Source organism: Amycolatopsis sp. N2S4-7 (assembly GCF_058119595.1).
The window spans coordinates 3,524,216-3,540,287 of record NZ_CP172299.1 but is presented as its reverse complement, the minus strand read 5'-3'; the positions used below and the strand labels follow the sequence as shown (position 1 = coordinate 3,540,287).

The 16,072-nt window shown below is 74.3% G+C and carries 13 protein-coding genes; 7 read left to right on the top strand and 6 right to left on the bottom strand.

Annotated features, from left to right (window positions below):
• Positions 1–72 precede the first annotated feature (72 nt).
• Positions 73–1,470: an FAD-binding oxidoreductase gene (locus ACH54P_RS16460; RefSeq protein ID WP_489913601.1), complete on the top strand. Its 1,398-nt coding sequence runs from the start codon at positions 73–75 to the stop codon at positions 1,468–1,470.
• Between the two features lie 4 nt (positions 1,471–1,474).
• Here the strand turns inward: ACH54P_RS16460 and ACH54P_RS16455 are convergent, their stop codons facing one another.
• Both ACH54P_RS16455 and ACH54P_RS16450 read right to left on the bottom strand, forming a co-directional pair.
• Positions 1,475–2,116: a response regulator gene (locus ACH54P_RS16455; protein WP_489916466.1), complete on the bottom strand. Its 642-nt coding sequence runs from the start codon at positions 2,114–2,116 to the stop codon at positions 1,475–1,477.
• Entirely contained in the window at positions 2,113–3,228 is a 1,116-nt protein-coding gene (locus ACH54P_RS16450) for a sensor histidine kinase (protein ID WP_489913599.1), read from the bottom strand. Before ACH54P_RS16450 ends, ACH54P_RS16455 begins: the two co-directional genes overlap by 4 nt.
• Positions 3,229–3,321: 93 nt before the next feature.
• Between ACH54P_RS16450 and ACH54P_RS16445 the strand changes: the two genes are divergently transcribed.
• Both ACH54P_RS16445 and ACH54P_RS16440 read left to right on the top strand, forming a co-directional pair.
• The gene (locus ACH54P_RS16445; protein WP_489913597.1) at positions 3,322–4,176 is read left to right on the top strand and encodes a M23 family metallopeptidase; all 855 of its coding nucleotides are present in this window, start codon (positions 3,322–3,324) and stop codon (positions 4,174–4,176) included.
• Positions 4,177–4,334: 158 nt separating this feature from the next.
• Entirely contained in the window at positions 4,335–5,396 is a 1,062-nt protein-coding gene (locus ACH54P_RS16440; protein ID WP_489913595.1) for a DUF4192 domain-containing protein, read from the top strand.
• Positions 5,397–5,700: 304 nt separating this feature from the next.
• Here the strand turns inward: ACH54P_RS16440 and galE are convergent, their stop codons facing one another.
• The 3 genes from galE to ACH54P_RS16425 all read right to left on the bottom strand — a co-directional run bounded on the left by galE (position 5,701) and on the right by ACH54P_RS16425 (position 8,681).
• On the bottom strand, positions 5,701–6,681 hold the full coding sequence (galE, locus tag ACH54P_RS16435; RefSeq protein ID WP_489913593.1) for a UDP-glucose 4-epimerase GalE: 981 nt from the start codon (positions 6,679–6,681) through the stop codon (positions 5,701–5,703).
• A gap of 102 nt (positions 6,682–6,783) precedes the next feature.
• A complete protein-coding gene (galK, locus tag ACH54P_RS16430; RefSeq protein ID WP_489913591.1) occupies positions 6,784–7,968 on the bottom strand; it encodes a galactokinase in 1,185 nt (394 codons plus the stop codon).
• Positions 7,965–8,681 carry an iron-dependent transcriptional repressor DtxR gene (locus tag ACH54P_RS16425; protein WP_103351598.1) on the bottom strand — a complete coding sequence of 239 codons (717 nt, stop codon included), beginning with the start codon at positions 8,679–8,681 and terminating at the stop codon, positions 7,965–7,967. The genes galK and ACH54P_RS16425 overlap by 4 nt, the downstream gene beginning before the upstream one ends.
• 113 nt (positions 8,682–8,794) lie before the next feature.
• Here ACH54P_RS16425 and ACH54P_RS16420 point away from each other — a divergent pair, with 113 nt between their 5' ends.
• The 4 genes from ACH54P_RS16420 to ACH54P_RS16405 all read left to right on the top strand — a co-directional run bounded on the left by ACH54P_RS16420 (position 8,795) and on the right by ACH54P_RS16405 (position 15,034).
• Entirely contained in the window at positions 8,795–9,640 is an 846-nt protein-coding gene (locus tag ACH54P_RS16420) for a sulfurtransferase (protein WP_489913589.1), read from the top strand.
• A 398-nt stretch (positions 9,641–10,038) separates the two neighbouring features.
• The gene (locus ACH54P_RS16415) at positions 10,039–11,208 is read left to right on the top strand and encodes an acetoin utilization protein AcuC (protein WP_489913587.1); all 1,170 of its coding nucleotides are present in this window, start codon (positions 10,039–10,041) and stop codon (positions 11,206–11,208) included.
• A gap of 2 nt (positions 11,209–11,210) precedes the next feature.
• Positions 11,211–13,892, top strand: coding sequence for a bifunctional acetate--CoA ligase family protein/GNAT family N-acetyltransferase (locus tag ACH54P_RS16410; RefSeq protein ID WP_489913585.1), 2,682 nt, complete (start codon positions 11,211–11,213; stop codon positions 13,890–13,892).
• Between the two features lie 2 nt (positions 13,893–13,894).
• Positions 13,895–15,034, top strand: a complete 1,140-nt coding sequence (locus tag ACH54P_RS16405) for a serine hydrolase domain-containing protein (protein WP_489913583.1) — start codon at positions 13,895–13,897, stop codon at positions 15,032–15,034.
• Here ACH54P_RS16405 and ACH54P_RS16400 read toward each other — a convergent pair.
• A complete protein-coding gene (locus ACH54P_RS16400; RefSeq protein WP_489913581.1) occupies positions 15,031–16,065 on the bottom strand; it encodes an acyl-CoA dehydrogenase family protein in 1,035 nt (344 codons plus the stop codon). The two genes, ACH54P_RS16405 and ACH54P_RS16400, sit on opposite strands and share 4 nt — an antisense overlap.
• Positions 16,066–16,072: the final 7 nt, after the last annotated feature.

Sequence of the window (16,072 nt, the reverse complement as noted above, 5' to 3'; positions counted from 1 at the left end):
GATCACGCAATGTAACGATCGGCGCAGGTCAGGCGACTTACGAGGGCTCTGTCCGCTGAGAGAGGACCCGCCATGACCTCGACCGCCGAACCCACCTTGGAGAGCCTGCGCACCCGGCTGGCCGGAACCGTGCTCACCGCCGGCGAACCCGGCTACGACACCGCCCGGTCGGTCTGGAACGGGGAGATCGACCGCCACCCCGCCGTCGTCGTGCGGCCCGCCGGACCCGAGGACGTGGCGACGGCGCTCGCGTACGCGCGCGAAGCGGGCCTCGACCTCTCCGTCCGCGGTGGCGGGCACAACTTCGGGGGCGCCGCGGTCGTCGACGGCGGTCTCTGCATCGACCTGAGCTCCCTCGACGCGATCAGCGTCGACCCCGACCGCCGGACGGCGCGCTGTGGCGGCGGCGCGACGTGGGCCCAGCTCGACGCGGCCACGCAGGAGCACGCGCTCGCGGTGCCGGGCGGCACGATCAGCCACACCGGCGTCGGCGGGCTCACCCTCGGCGGCGGCTTCGGCTGGCTCACCGGCAAGCACGGCCTCTCCTGCGACAACCTGCTCTCGGCCGAGGTCGTCACCGCCGACGGCGAGGTCCTGCGCGCGTCCGCCGACGAGCACCCGGACCTGTTCTGGGCGCTGCGCGGCGGCGGGGGCAACTTCGGCGTCGTCACCGAGTTCGAGTTCCGGCTGCACCCGGTGGGCCCGATCGTCCACCTGGGCCTGTTCTTCTGGGGCCTCGAAGACGGCGTGGCCGCGCTGCGCCAGGCCCGGGAGGTGCTCGAGACGCTGCCCAGCGACATGGGCGTGCTCGTCGCCGGGCTCAACGCGCCGCCCGCGCCGTTCGTCCCCGAGGCCTTCCACTTCCGGCCCGGCTACGCCCTGGTGATCGCCGGGTTCGCGGGGGAGGAGCAGCACGCCGAGGCGATCCGGGCGGCGCGGTCGGGGCCGGCGCCGCTGTTCGAGTTCGTCTCGCCGATCCCGTACGTCGACCTGCAGCAGATGCTCGACGAAGCCGCGCCGTGGGGCATCCTCGGCTACGAGAAGGCCGCCTACGCCGACGGGTTCAGCGACGAGGTCATCGACGTCATCGCGGACTTCCTGCCGCGCAAGACGTCGCCGATGTCCATCATGCCGGTCTTCTCGCTGCACGGGGCGTTCACGGAAGCCGCCGAAGACGCGACGGCGTTCGGCGGGCCGCGGCGGGCGAGCCTCGTCGTGAACATCACCTCGATCGCCGCGGAGCCGGAGCCGTTCGCCGCGGACCGCGCCTGGGTGCGGGAGTTCTGGGCGGCGCTGGTGCCGTACTCGTCGAACACGGCGGGCTACGTCAACTTCATGGCGGAGTACGAAGCGGACCGCGTCCGGACGTCGTACGGCGCCGGGAAGTACGAGCGGCTGGCCCGGATCAAGGCGCAGTACGACCCGCGCAACGTCTTCCACCACAACGCGAACATCCCGCCCGCGCGGTGAGGCGTCAGCCGGCGATGCCGGCCCGGTAGGCGAAGGCGACCGCCTGCGCGCGATCGCGCAGCCCGGCCTTGGTGAACAGGTGGTTCACGTGGGTCTTGACGGTCGCCTCGCTCACCACCAGGGTGCGCGCGATCTCGGTGTTGGACAGCCCCGCCGCGATCAGGCGCAGCACCTCGATCTCGCGCGCGGTCAGGCCTTCGATCTCCTTGACCCTCTTGGGTGTGCTGCGGGTGGCGGCTTCGACGAGCCGCCGCTGCAGCTCGCCGTCCACTGTGGACTGGCCGGCGGCGGCCGAGCGCAGCGCCCGCGCGATGGACTCGGCGTCGGCGTCCTTGGTGAGGAACCCGCGGGCGCCGGCGCGCAGCGCGGCCAGCAGCGACTCGTCGTCGGCGTAGGTGGTGAGCACGACGACCTCGGTGCCCGGGTGCCCGGCGCGGATCCGTTCGGTGGTCTCGACGCCGTCGCAGCGCGGCATCCGCAGGTCGACCAGCACGACGTCGGGGTGGTGCTCGGCGACGAGGTCGAGCGCGGCGAGCCCGTCGGCGGCGGCGCCGACCACTTCGACCCCGGGCAGCAGCCCGAGCAGCGTGACCAGGCCTTCCCGGACCACCGCCTGGTCGTCGGCCAGCACGACGCGCAGCGTCACGCCGGCACCGTCAGGTGAATCCGCCATCCGTCCTCCCCCGGCCCGCTCTCCAGCTTTCCGTCGAGCAGCGCGACCCGTTCGCCCATCCCGCGCAAACCGTAGCCTGCCGCGGGCGCGTCCGGCGGGCGCCTGCCCTGGCGGTCGGCCACGGTCAGCCGCACCGATCCGTCGGCGTAGTCCAGCTTGACGTCGACTTCGGCGTGCGCCGCGTGCTTGCGGGTGTTGGCCAGCGCCTCCTGCACCGCGCGGACCAGCGCGGTGCCGACCGCCGCGTCGAGCTCGCGCGGCTCGCCCTCGACGGTCAGGTCCGCCCGGGCCCCGCTGTCGAGCCGGTACGCGGCCAGGAGGTCCGCGATCGTGCGTTCGACCCCGACGGCGTCCTCGCGCAGCGCGGCCACCGCTTTCCGCGCCTCGGCCAGGCCTTCCGACGCCAGCGTCTGCGCCCGTTCGATCTGCGCGACGGCGTCCGGGCTCGCCCCGTCGCGCACCAGCATCAGCCGCGCGCCCTGCAGGTTCAGCGAGAGGCCGGCCAGCGAGTGCGCGAGGACGTCGTGCAGCTCGCGGGCGATGCGGGTGCGTTCGGCGAGGGCGGCCGCGCGCGCGTGCTCCTCGGTGGCCGTCTGCGCGCGGGCCAGCGCCAGCTCGGTCTGCTCGATGCGCGCGAGCCGGGCGCGCCGGTTCAACCCCATCAGCACGATCACGGCGAGGGCCGCGTACGTCGACAGGGCGCTTTCCCAGAGGTCGTGGCGGGTCACCCAGACCGCGGTGATCATCGCGGCGGTCAGCGCGACCGCCAGCACGATCGGCACCGGGGACTGCCGCAGCACCACGAAGAACGTCGTGCTGAACATCGCGACCGACGCCCAGCTGCCCGGCAGGACCACCCACAGCCCGCCCGCGGACGCGATCACGGCGAGCGCCAGGACCGCCGACGGCGTCCGAGCGCCGAGGTCGTGGATCCACGGCATCGGGATCGACAGGGCGAGGGTGACCCCGATCAGCACCCAGGCGAGCGCGTCCGCGCGGGGCATCGCGGTGACCATCGGCACCGCGATGAGCGCCCAGCGCAGCCAGCCCTGTGCCGGGGGGAACCGGGCTCGTCGGGTCGTCATCCGGGCATCCTCCGCGGGGGCTTGTACGGAAAATGTACCGACGCGGGCTTCGCTTCGGGTGTCAAGATGTCCCCTTTGCCAGGAGGTTCCCCCATGTCCAGGTTGCGACGGCTCGCCCTGCTCGCCGCCGCCGCGGCGCTGCCCGCGCTCGGCCTCACCCTCGCCGGCCAGGCCACCGCGTCGGCCGCGCCCAACTTCCAGGTGCCGTTCAAGTGCGGGGTCACCGTGACCGCGGCGACGTTCAGCGGCCACAGCCCGGCCTACTCCGTCGACTTCCAGAAGTCGGGCATCACCGGCATGCCGGTGCTCGCGTCGGCCGGCGGCACGGTGACGCGGGTGGCGGACGAGGGCAGCGACAGCTACGGCAAGTGGATCGAGCTGGACCACGGCGGCGGCTGGCGCACCCGGTACGCGCACCTGTCGGCCCAGGAGGTCTCGGTCGGGCAGTCGGTCGCCGGCGGCAAGGAGATCGGCAAGGCGGGCGCGACCGGCGGGGTCACCGGGCCGCACCTGCACTTCGAAGAGCGGCTCGACGGTGTGGTGCAGAAGGCGAAGCTGAACGGCGTCGCCGTGCCGTACTACGGGCACACGGACTTCACGAGCAAGAACGGCTGCGGCGGCAACCCGTACTCGGCCGGCGAGGTCTGCGGCGACGGCTTCTCCGTCGTCGACCAGCAGGCGCTGGCGAACTCGTCGGGCACGGCCTACCTGCTGTACAACGCCTCGACCAAGGCGAACTGCGTGACGACGCTGAAGGCGACGTCGCTCGGCACGGCCAGCCCCGTCTCGGCCTTCCTCGAGGTGCAGGGTTCGGCGCGGGTGACCGATTCCGGCAGCTTCACCTACTACGCCGGGCCGGTGAAGAAGACCGCCGAAGCCACCTGCGTGAAGTGGGGCGGCTCGGTCGGCAGCAACACCTACGAGAGTGCGTTCGAGCACTGCGGCTGAGCCGCGCCGGTCGGTGGGGCCGGGCAGCATAGCCCGCCCCACCGACAGGAATGCCCCACCCGGCCGGCGCCGGGCCGGTTCCGTCCACATCGGCCCGGCCCATCCACAGATTTGCCGCCACCGCCCCAGCCGGCCCCGTTCTGCCCCACGGTGGAGGCATGACCACTTCCACCCCGGCCGGCCGGGCGCCGGTCAGCATCCGGGAGCCGGCGCAGCTGCTGGCCGCGCTCCCGTACCTGATCGGGTTCCGGCCCGAGAACTCCGTCGTCCTGCTCGGCCACCGGGCTCCCGAGGGCACCCGCCTGGGCCTAGTGCTGCGCGGTGATCTCCCGCGCCCCGAGGACCGGGTCCGCCAGGCCCGGGCGCTCGCCCCGCGGTTCGCCGCGGGGGCGCACCTCGGCGTCACGCTGGTGGTCGTCGGCGGGAGGCGAAGACCCGGGAACCCGCCTCCGCACGCGGGTTTCGTCTCGGAACTGGCGGACGCGCTGGGCGACTGCGGCCTCCCGGTCCTGCACGCGATGTGGGCCGCCGGCATCACGGAAGGCGCTCCCTGGGGCTGCTACGCGGACGCGGACTGCGGCGGCTCACTACCGGATCCCCGCACGACCGTGACGGCGGCGGTCGCCACCGAGGGCGGCACGGTGGCGTTCGGCAGCCGCGACGAGCTGGCGGCCCTGCTCGCCCCACGATCACCGGAAGCCATCGCCCGCCGGACGCGGTCGGTTTCGTCGCCCTGGCCGGAGGCGGCCCGCATCGCCGACGCGGCCTCGGTGATCCGCGCGGCGTTCGACCGTCAGCGCCGGGGCGAAGGCCCCCCGACGGACGAAGAGGCCGTGCAGCTGGCCGGTGCCCTGACGGTCTCCGAAATCCGCGACGTGTGCCTGGCGATGGCGGTCCCACCGCTCACCCCGGCGGCCCGAGAGGCCGAGCGCCTCTGGCTGACCCTGGTCCGCGAACTCCCGGCCCCGGAACGAGCGGAAGCGGCGGCCCTGCTGGGCTACACGGCCTACATGCGCGGCGACGGTGCCTTCGCGGGCATGGCACTGGAGAACGCGCTGGAGGCGGATCCGGGCCACGTCCTGGCCGGGCTGTTGATGACGGTGCTGAGCCGGGGAATGCCCCCGGAGCAGCTGCTGGGCCTGGCCATGACGGCCGACCCGGGGGAAACGTCCGGCTTCGGCCTTGCCCCACCGGGTTCCGAGGCGGAGCACGCGGCATAGGCCACGGCGTTGGATGCTGGCCGCGCTCGGCTAGGCGAGCGTCGCGATTGGACGGTGGGCAGCCGGCGTCCGCCTGCCGGCCGAACTACCCGCCGCCCGCCTCGATGTCCTTGCCGCTGCCCTCGGCGACCCCGGTCGCGACCGGAGAGCTGTCGGCCGGGCAGCAGGTCTCCCGGCGACCCGGCGTGGGAGCCGTTGGCCGGGCAGCGAATCTCCGGCGGCCCCGCCGTGCGAGCTGTCGGCCGGTCCGCTGGTGTCGAGCCTTCGGTGCGGGCAGGCCGCGAGGCCTACCCGCCGGCCCGATTCAGCCGCGCCGGGCCTGGGTGAACTCCCAGGCGTCCCGCACGATGCCGGTCAGCTCGGTCCGTTCCGGCTTCCAGCCGAGCTCCTCGCGGGCCCGGTCGCTGGCGGCGACGAGCACCGACGGGTCGCCCGCGCGACGCGGGGCCACCGCGGCCGGCACCGGGTGGCCGGTCACCTCGCGACAGGCCTCGATCACCTCGAGCACGGAGAACCCCGTGCCGTTGCCCAGGTTGTAGATGCGGTGCTCACCCGCGGTGGCGTGCTTCAGCGCCAGCAGGTGCGCGTCCGCGAGGTCCACGACGTGGATGTAGTCGCGGACCGCGGTGTGGTCGGGCGTCGGGTAGTCGTCGCCGAAGATCTGGATGCGCTCACGGTCGCCCGTGGCGACCTGGAGAACGAGAGGAATGAGATGGGTTTCCGTGGCGTGGCGCTCACCGAAGGCGCCGTACGCGCCCGCGACGTTGAAGTAACGCAGGCTCACCGCGGCCAGGCCGTGCGCACCGGCGAAGCTGGTGATCGCGGCGTCGATGGCGAGCTTCGTGGCGCCGTAGGTGTTGGTCGGCCGGGTCGGCGCGGACTCCGGGATCGGCGACTGCTCCGGTTCGCCGTACGTCGCCGCGGTCGAGGAGAACACCAGCCGGGGCGTGCCGTGCTCCTGCATCGCCTCGAGCAGGCGCAGCGACGTGACGACGTTGCCTTCCCAGTACTTCGCCGGCTCGGCCATCGACTCGCCGACCAGCGACTTGGCCGCGAAGTGCAGCACGCCGTCGAAGCCCTCGCGCAGCAGGCTGCCGGCCACCTCGGCGGCGTCGCCCTCGATGAACCGCGCGTCCGGGTGGACGGCGTCGGCGTGCCCGGTGGACAGGTTGTCGACGACGGTGACCTGGTGCCCGGCTTCGACCAGCCGGGCGGTGCAGACGCTGCCGACGTACCCGGCGCCGCCCGTCACGACCAGTTTCAGGGCGTTGCTCTGCTCCGACACATCCAGGCCTTCCTGCCGAGGGTGGTGACTGTGTGCATCAGTCTTCCCCCTCGCCGACGCGCGGGTCCGCCCGGGGGTTGCCCCGGACGGACCCGCGCGGCGTCAGAGCGTGTCGCGGCCGGCGCCGCGGGACGGCACCGCCGTGAACATCCGCGGCCGCCGGTAGCCGGCCTTTTCGTACGCCGCCTCGACGGCCGCCTTGACCCCGTCGAGGTCGGCGTCGCGGACCAGCGCGATCGCCGAGCCGCCGAAGCCGCCGCCGGTCATCCGCGAGCCGAGGGCACCGGCCTCGCGGGCCGAGTCGACCGCGAGGTCCAGCTCGGCCGTGGAGATCCGGTAGTCGTCGCGCATGCTGACGTGCGAGGCGTCCAGGTACGGGCCGATGTCGGCCAGCCGCCCGGCGCGCAGCAGCTCGACCGTCTCGAGCACCCGCTGGTTTTCGGTGACGACGTGCCGCACCAGCGGCACCAGGTCCTCGGGCAGCCGGTCGAGGGCGTCGGCGAGACCTTCGACGGTGACGTCGCGCAGCGCCTTCACCCCGAGCAGCTCGGCCGCCCGCTCGGTGCCGCGGCGGCGCTCGCCGTACCCGCCCTCGGCGTGCGAGTGCTTCGTGCGGGTGTCCATGATCAGCACCTGCAGCCCGGCCTCGGCCAGCCCGAACGGCACCTGCTCCTGCTCGCCCGAGCGCACGTCGAGGAACAGGACGTGGGACTCGGAGCAGCAGAGCGACGCCGTCTGGTCGAGCAGGCCGGTGGGGGCGCCGACGAAGTCGTTCTCGGAGCGCTGCACCCACCGCGCCACCTGGGGCCGGGTCGGGACGCGCTCGCCGGGGCCGTCCAGTTCCAGGCCGGCCAGGCCCAGCAACGCCAGCGACACCGCGCACTCGAGCGCGTGGGAGGAGGACAGGCCCGCCCCCGACGGGACGTCCCCGGCGATGACCAGGTCGGCCCCGTTCGCGAAGCCCTGATCGCGCAGCACCCAGGCGACCCCCGCCGGGTACGCGGCCCACCCGTCGACCGTGCCCGGCGCCAGGTCGGCGATCTTGAGCTCGCCGGAGCGCTGGAGCTGGCCGTCGTCGCCCAGGGTGGCCACGGACAGCACCCCGTCCTCACGGGGCGACGCCGCCGCGGCCAGGCGGTGCGGCAGGGCGAACGGCAGCACGAAGCCGTCGTTGTAGTCGGTGTGCTCGCCGATCAGGTTGACCCGGCCCGGCGCCGACCAGACGCCGGCGGGCGCGCCGCCGTGGACCGTGCGGAACGCCGCCACGGCCTCCGAAGCGGGGCTCACCTGGCCTGCGCCAGGACGGCGTGCAGCGCGGAGCTGGCGACCTGGGCGGTGGTGTCCCCGCCGGTGACCTCGATGGTGCCGCCGTTGGCCTTGCCGATGGTGACCGTGCCGCCCGGCACGATGCCGACCGACTTGAGCTCGGTCATCAGCGACTCGTCCAGCTGGACGTGCTCGGCGATGCGCCGGATCTCGACGCGGCCGCCGCCGGTGCGGGCGAACTCGTCGAGCCGGACCAGGTCGGCCTCCGCGGGGGGCGCCGGGTCGCCGTCGCCCAGCTTGTCCAGGCCGGGGATCGGGTTGCCGTAGGGAGAGGTGGTCGGGTGGTCGAGCAGCTTGACCAGCTTGCGCTCGACGGCCTCGCTCATCACGTGCTCCCACCGGCACGCCTCGTTGTGGACGTGCTCCCACTCGAGCCCGATGACGTCGACGAGGAGGCGTTCGGCCAGGCGGTGCTTGCGCATGACGGCGATGGCCAGTTCGCGGCCGTGGTCGGTCAGCTGGAGGTGCCGGTCGTCGGCCACCACGACCAGCCCGTCGCGTTCCATCCGGGCGACGGTCTGGCTCACGGTCGGGCCGCTCTGCTGCAGGCGCTCGGCGATGCGGGCGCGCAGCGGAACGACACCCTCTTCTTCGAGCTCGTAGATAGTACGTAAGTACATCTCGGTGGTGTCGATGAGATCGTTCACGCTGTCCCCTTCGTCCGCGTTGCTCATCGTAGTCGTTGACCCCGACGGCGGCGGCGGCCCTTGGGGATAACAACTCGCCGGTGACGGATATGTCCGCACCCCGGCGCGGCCGGACGCGCGGCCGCTGGAAGATGGGAGGCATGCGTCCGCTGATCAGCACCACCGACCTCGCCGCCGCGCTGGCCGGCCCGGCCGGGGACCGGCCCGTCGTCCTCGACGTCCGCTGGCGGCTCGCCGGCCCGCCCGGCGCCGACTCCTACCGCGAGGGCCACGTGCCCGGCGCGGTGTTCACCGACCTCGACCGCGTGCTCGCCGGCGAGCCGGGCGAGGGCGGCCGGCACCCGCTGCCCGACCCCGCCGACCTGCAGCGCGACCTCCGCGCGGCCGGGGTGCGGGCGGGCGCGCCGGTCGTGGTCTACGACGACGCCGACGGCTCGGTGGCCGCGCGGGCGTGGTGGCTGCTGCGCTGGGCCGGGCACGACGAGGTGGCGGTACTCGACGGCGGTTACGCCGCGTGGACGGCCGGTGGCCACCCGGTCAGCACCGAGCCGGCGCGCCCGGAACCGGGCGACATCACGGTCCGGCCGGGCGGGATGCCGGTCCTCGACGCCGACGAGGCCGCCGCCCTGGCGCGGGACGGCCTGCTGCTCGACGCTCGCGCGACCCCGCGCTACACGGGCGAGACGGAGCCGGTCGACCCGCGGGCCGGGCACATCCCGGGCGCGGTCAACGCCCCGTTCGCGGCCCACACCACGGACGAAGGCCGCTGGCGCACGCCCGAGGAGCTGGCCGCCAGGTTCGCGGACCTGGGCCTGCGCCCGGGCGAGCCGGTCGCCGCGTACTGCGGTTCCGGGGTGACGGCCAGCTCGGTGGTGCTCGCCCTGGAACTGGCGGGCCACCCGGGCGCAGGCCTGTACGCGGGCTCGTGGTCCCACTGGTCCCGCGACCCCGAACGCCCAGCGGCGACGGGCGGCCTCCCCGGCTGAGCACCGGCGAGCGGGCGGGGCGACCTGCCCGGCTGAGCACCGCCGGGCGGCCTGCGTGGCCGCGAACCGGCAGGGCAACCTCCCACCTGAGCACCGCGGGCGGCTTGACTCGTCGGCCACGAGCCTGGCCGCGGGAACAGCCGCCCCGCTCCCGGGGGGCTACCGGACTGGCTGAGCCGCCGCCGGAGTACAGCCCGCCCCGGGCGGGGCTGTACTCCGGCGAACGGAGTGCGCCGCCGTCCGCGGCGAGCTGCCGGCCATCGCGGACCTGTGCGCTCGGCAACCCGGCGCACCGAGCCCCCGCCGCGCCGGCCAGCTGCCGCCGCCCTCGCCGGACCAGCCCGGGCCCGGCAACTTCCGGTCCACGCGTTCCCCCGATCGGCACTAGAGTCGAGCGCATGTCGCCGGCCGTCGTTTGGGACTCCGCCCTTCTCGGTTATGACCTGGGCGGGGACCACCCGTTCAACCCCGTCCGGCTGGAGCTCACCGTCCGGCTGGCCACCGAGCTCGGGGTGCTCGACGGGGCCGAGCTGCTGGTCCCGACCGCCGCCGGGGATGAAGAGCTCCTGCGGATCCACGCCCCCGAGTACCTCGCCGCCGTGCGGGAGGCGCCGCTCGTCGGGTGGGATGTCGGGCACGGGCTCGGCACTGCCGACAACCCCGTCTTCCCCGACATGCACGACGCCTCCGCGCTGGTCGTCGGCTCGACGCTGCTGGCCGCCCGCAAGATCGCCGAGGGCGAGGCCACCCGCGCGGTCAACATCGCCGGCGGCCTGCACCACGCGATGCGCGACCAGGCGTCCGGCTTCTGCGTCTACAACGACTGCGCCGTCGCCATCTCGTGGCTGCTCGACCACGGCTTCGACCGCATCGCCTACATCGACACCGACGTCCACCACGGCGACGGCGTCCAGGCCGCCTTCTACGACGACCCCCGCGTGCTCACCATCTCGATGCACCAGCACCCCTTCACGCTCTGGCCGGGCACCGGCTACTCCGCCGAGACCGGCCGCGGGAAGGCCGACGGCACCGCGGTCAACGTCCCGCTGCCGCCGCGCACGCGGGACCCGGGCTGGCTGCGCGCGTTCAACGCCGTCGTCCCCTCGCTGCTGGCCGACTTCGAGCCGCAGCTGCTGTTCACCCAGTGCGGCGTCGACTCGCACGAAGAGGACCCCCTGGCCGACCTCTCCCTGAGCGTCGACGGGCACCGCACCATCTACGCCACCCTCCGCGACCTCGCCGAGACCTACGCCGGCGGCAAGTGGATCGCCGTCGGCGGGGGCGGGTACCAGCTGATCCGCGTGGTCCCGCGGTCGTGGACGCACCTGATCGCCACCGTCCTCGACCGGGACGTCGACCCGGCGACGCCGTTGCCGCCCGGCTGGGTCTCCACCGTGAGCAAGGCCGCGCCGCACGCCGAGCTCCCGCAAACCATGTCCGACGACCGCGACACGGAGTTCAAGCCGTGGGGCGACGGCGAGGACGACCCGGTCGACATCGCCGTCCGGGACACCCGCCGCGCCGTCTTCCCGTTGCACGGCCTCGATCCGGACGACCCCAGGGACTGACCATGGCGGGACGGGACCCCTTCGACTACCCCCGCGACTGGGAGGCCGACGTCGTGCTGTCCGACGGCGGCACGGTCCACCTGCGCCCGGTCGTCCCCAGCGACGCCGACGGCCTGGTCGCCTTCCACGCCAAGCTCTCGGAGCGCACGCGCTACTTCCGCTACTTCGGCGCCTACCCGCGGATCCCGGAGAAGGACCTGAAGCGGTTCTCCACGGTCGACCACCACGACCGGGTCGCGTTCGCCGCGTTCCTGGGCGACGACATCGTGGCCGTCGGCCGGTACGAACGGCTCGACGACGGGCCGTCGGCGGAGGTCGCCTTCGTCGTGAGCGACGTCCACCAGGGCCGCGGGCTCGGCTCGATCCTGCTGGAGCACCTCGCCGCGGCCGCGTCCGAGTGCGGGCTGCGCCGGTTCGTCGCCGAGGTGCTCGCCGAGAACGCCGCCATGGTGCGGGTCTTCCGCGACGCCGGCTACCAGGTCAGCCGCGAGTTCGAGGAAGGCGTGCTGCACCTGGAGTTCGACATCGACCCGACCGAGGAGTCCCTCGCCGTCGCGCGGTCCCGGGAGCAGGCGGCCGAGGCGCGCAGCGTGCACAACCTGCTGCACCCCACCTCGGTCGCGGTGATCGGCGCGTCCGCCGAGCCGGGCAAGGTCGGCCACGTCGCCTTCGTGAACCTCCTGGCCGCCGCGTTCACCGGCACCGTCTACCCGGTCAACCCGGAGCACCACGCCATCCGGGGCGTCCGCGCGTACCCGTCGGTGCTGGACATCCCGGACCCGGTCGACCTGGCCGTGGTCGCGGTGCCCGCCGAGGCCGTCGAGTCCGTTTTGGACGCGTGCCTGGCCAAGGGCGTGAAGACGCTGCTGATCCTGTCCAGCGGGTTCGCCGAAGCGGGCCCGCACGGCCTGCACGCCGAGCTGCGGCTGGTCGGCGAGGCGCGGGCGCACGGCATGCGCGTGGTCGGCCCGAACGCGCTCGGCGTGCTGAACACCGCGCCCGGCATCCGGCTGAACGCCACGCTCGCGCCGCGGCTGCCCGGCCGCGGTCGCACGGGGTTCTTCTGCCAGTCCGGCGCGCTCGGCACCGCGATCCTCGCCGACGCCGAGTCGCGCGGCCTCGGCCTGTCGACGTTCGTCTCGGCCGGCAACCGCGCCGACGTCTCCGGCAACGACCTGCTCCAGTACTGGGAGACCGACCCGGACACCGACCTCGTCCTGCTGTACCTCGAGTCCTTCGGCAACCCGCGCAAGTTCGCGCGGCTGGCCAGGAGGCTCGCGCGGACGAAGCCGATCGTCGCGGTGAAGTCGGGGCGCCACGCGGTCCGCCCGCAGCTGGCGGCGACGTCGACCGAGATCGACGAGGCCAGCGTCCAGGCGCTGTTCGAGCAGGCCGGCGTCGTGCGGGTGGAGTCGCTGGCCCAGCTGTTCGACACCGCGCTCGTGTTCGCCCACCAGCCGCTGCCCGCCGGCCCGCGGGTGAGCATCGTCGGCAACTCCAGCGCGATCGGGCTGCTGGCCGCCGACACCGCGCGGATGCAGGGGCTGCGGCTCGCGTCCGATCCCGTGGACGTCGGCCCGCAGGCCGGGCCGGACGACTTCGCCAAGGCGGTCCGCGAGGCCCTCACCTCGCCGGACACCGACGCGCTGGTCGTGGTGTTCGCCCCGCCGATCGCGATCCCCGGCACCGCGTACGCGCGCGCCCTGCGGGAGACCGTCGTCGAACTCGGGCAACGAAAACCGATCGTCTCGACGTTCCTCGCCGCCGAAGGCGTGCCCCACGAACTCGCCGTCCTCTCCGGCGACGGCGTGCCGACGCGCGGTTCGATCCCGTCGTACTCGAGCCCCGAACGCGCGGTGACGGCGCTCGCGCGGGTCGTCCGGTACGCCGCGTGGCGGCAGCGCCCGCAGGGCACGCTCGTGCGGCCGGGCGGGATCCACACCGAGCAGGCGCAGGGCCTCGTCCGCGAGCTCCTGGACTCCGAAAGCGGGAAGACGACGCTGCTTTCGGACACCGACGTCGTACGGCTGCTCGGCTGCTACGGCATCGACGTCGTCCCGTTCCGGGTGGTGTCCACTGTGGACGAGGCGGTCGCGGCGGCGGCCGAGCTGGGCTACCCGGTGACGCTCAAGGCGGTCGACGAGCGGCTGCGCGGCCGTCCCGACCTGGCGGGGGTGCGGCTCGACCTGTCCTCGCCGGATTCGGTGCGCACCGCGTACTCGACGCTGCGGGAGATCTCCCACGACGACGACGTGTACGTCCAGCGGATGGCGCCGAAGGGCCTGTCGTGCGTGATCGGGCTGCAGGACGATCCGTCGTTCGGCACGCTCGTGTCGTTCGGGCTGTCCGGGCTGGTCAGCACCCTGCTCGGGGACCGGGCCTACCGGGCGGTGCCGGTCACCGACGTCGACGCGGCCACCCTGGTGCGCGAGCCGCGGACGGCGCCGCTGCTCACCGGCTACCGCGGCGACGAGCCCGCCGACCTCGCCGCGCTGCAGGACATGGTGCTGCGCGTGGCCGCGCTGGCGGAGGACAACCCGGAGGTGCGGTCGCTGGTGCTCGACCCGATCCTGGCCTCGCCGGACGGCGCCTTCGTCGCCAACGCGCGGCTGGTCCTGGGCGCGCCGCCGTCGCGGCCCGACACCGGCCCCCGCCGGCTGCGCGCGATCAACCCCGTGGACTGACCGTGTCCCCGCTGACCGCGTTGCTCACCCGGCACGTCGAGGCCGGGGACGTGCCGGGCGCGGTGGCGCTCGTGGCGCACGGCGAGCAGGTCGAGGCGTCGGCCGTGGGCTCCGCCGACGCCGGGGGCACCCTGCCGATGGCGCGGGACGCGCTGTTCCGCATCGCCTCGCTGACCAAGCCGATCACGGCCGCGGCGGTCCTGCTGCTCGTCGACGAAGGGGAGCTCGCGCTCGACGACCCGGTGGCGCGGTGGCTGCCGGAACTGGCGTCGCCGGTGGTCGTCCGGACGCCGGCCGGGCCGGTCGACGACGTCGTGCCCGCCGTCCGCCCGATCACCGTCGCCGACCTGCTGACCTCCCGCTGCGGGTACGGTCTCGCGGCCGACCCGGCGCTGCCCGCGGCCGACCTGCTGCTCCAGGTGGCGGGCCGGCCGGCCGCGTCCCCGCGCGCCGTGCCGCCGGACGAGTGGCTGGCGGCGCTGGCGCAGGTGCCGCTGCTGCACCAGCCGGGCGAGGCGTGGCTCCACGACACCAGCTCGGACCTGCAGGGCGTGCTGATCGCGCGCGTGTCGGGCCGTCCGCTGCCGGAGTTCCTGGCCGAGCGGCTGTTCGAGCCGCTGGGCATGGCCGACACCGGGTTCGCCGTGCCGACCGCCGCGCTGGGCCGGTTCACCAGCGCCTACCGACGCGGCGAGGACGGGTTCCGGCTGATCGACTCGCCGGAGGGCCGGTGGAGCGGGCCGCCGCCGTTCCCGTCCGGGGCGGGCGGGCTCGTCTCGACGGCGGACGACCTCCTAGCCTTCGCCCGGTTCCTGCTGGCCGAAGGCACGGCCGGTGACCACCGCCTGCTGACGCCGGAGTCGGTGCACCGGATGAGGACCGACCACCTGACCCCGGCCCAGCGGGCGGCGGCGCGCCCGTTCCTGCGCGGCCAGGGCTGGGGGTACGGCGGCTCGGTCGACGTCGAGGCGAAGGAGCCGTGGGAGGTGCCGGGCCGCTACGGCTGGGCCGGCGGCGCGGGAACGGCGTGGCACGTGATCCCGTCGACGGGCACCGCGACGGTGCTGCTGACCCAGGTCGAGCCGGCCGGCCCGGACCCGACCCCGCTGATGCGCGGGTTCTGGACCTACGCGGCGGCCTAGCCCGGCTGTCCGGGGTCGGCCGCGAGGAGGTCTCCGAGGGCCAGGAGCTGGGGGGTGGCCGGGCCGAGCAGGAATTCCAGGCGCTTCGCCGCCACGAAGTACCGGTGCACGACGTGGTCGACGTCGATGCCGACGCCGCCGTGGACGTGGACCGTCGTGTGGGCCACCCGGTGGCCCGCCTCCGCTGCCCAGAACTTGGCCGTCGCCACCGCCTCCGCCGCCGGGAGGTCCGAGACCAGCCGCCACGCCGCCTGCAGCGACGTCAGCCGCACCGCCTCGACGTCGACGTACGCGTCCGCGAGACGCTGCCGGACCGCCTGGAACCCGCCGATGACGTGGTCGAACTGCTTGCGCTCGGCCGCGTACGCCGCCGTCAGCTCCAGGGCCCGCTCGACGACGCCGAGCTGCTGCGCGCACGCCCCGGCCGTCCCGCGCAGGCGCAGCCATTCGCCGATGTCGCCCAGCGACGTCCCCGGCACGCCGGAGAGTTCCAGCAGGCAAGCGTCCGCGTGGTCGGTCGTCCGCTGCGGCCGCACCGAGACCCCGGACGCGGCCGCGTCGACGAGGAAGACCTCCTCGGCCGCGGCCACGAGAAAGCCGTGGGCGAACGCGCCGAACGCGACCGCGGGCTGCGAACCGGACAGAAGGCCGTCCGAGACGGTGAAGCCGGTCAGGGCCACCGCTAGAACGCGTTCTCCCCGCAGGACCGGCAGCACCCAGCGGTCCACCAGCTCCGGCGTGCCGAACTCCGCCAGCGCCGACGCCGCCATCGTGATCGACGGCAGGTAGGGGACCGCGGCCACCGCGCGGCCGATCTCGGTGAGCACCGCGCACTGCTCCAGCAGGCCGAACCCGCCGCCGCCGAGCGACGACGGCAGCGCCGCGTCGAGCACGCCCGCCTGCCCGAGCGCCGTCCACAAAGGAGCGTCGAAGCCGCCCGTGCCGTGCGGGTCGTGGGTGACCTTGTCGGCGAGGATCCGCCGGGTCAGCGCGGCGAGGTCGGCCAACGCTTCGGAAGGGGTGAAGTCCATGGACGCT

Bases quoted from the DNA above. Each gene is read 5' to 3' on its own strand.
- ACH54P_RS16440 (WP_489913595.1), top strand. From the start codon at position 4,335: ATGACCACTTCCACCCCGGCCGGCCGGGCGCCGGTCAGCATCCGGGAG.
- ACH54P_RS16445 (WP_489913597.1), top strand. From the start codon at position 3,322: ATGTCCAGGTTGCGACGGCTCGCCCTGCTCGCCGCCGCCGCGGCGCTG.
- ACH54P_RS16400 (WP_489913581.1), bottom strand. From the start codon at position 16,065: ATGGACTTCACCCCTTCCGAAGCGTTGGCCGACCTCGCCGCGCTGACC.
- ACH54P_RS16410 (WP_489913585.1), top strand. From the start codon at position 11,211: ATGGCGGGACGGGACCCCTTCGACTACCCCCGCGACTGGGAGGCCGAC.
- ACH54P_RS16460 (WP_489913601.1), top strand. From the start codon at position 73: ATGACCTCGACCGCCGAACCCACCTTGGAGAGCCTGCGCACCCGGCTG.
- ACH54P_RS16415 (WP_489913587.1), top strand. From the start codon at position 10,039: ATGTCGCCGGCCGTCGTTTGGGACTCCGCCCTTCTCGGTTATGACCTG.
- ACH54P_RS16450 (WP_489913599.1), bottom strand. From the start codon at position 3,228: ATGACGACCCGACGAGCCCGGTTCCCCCCGGCACAGGGCTGGCTGCGC.
- ACH54P_RS16420 (WP_489913589.1), top strand. From the start codon at position 8,795: ATGCGTCCGCTGATCAGCACCACCGACCTCGCCGCCGCGCTGGCCGGC.
- ACH54P_RS16425 (WP_103351598.1), bottom strand. From the start codon at position 8,681: ATGAGCAACGCGGACGAAGGGGACAGCGTGAACGATCTCATCGACACC.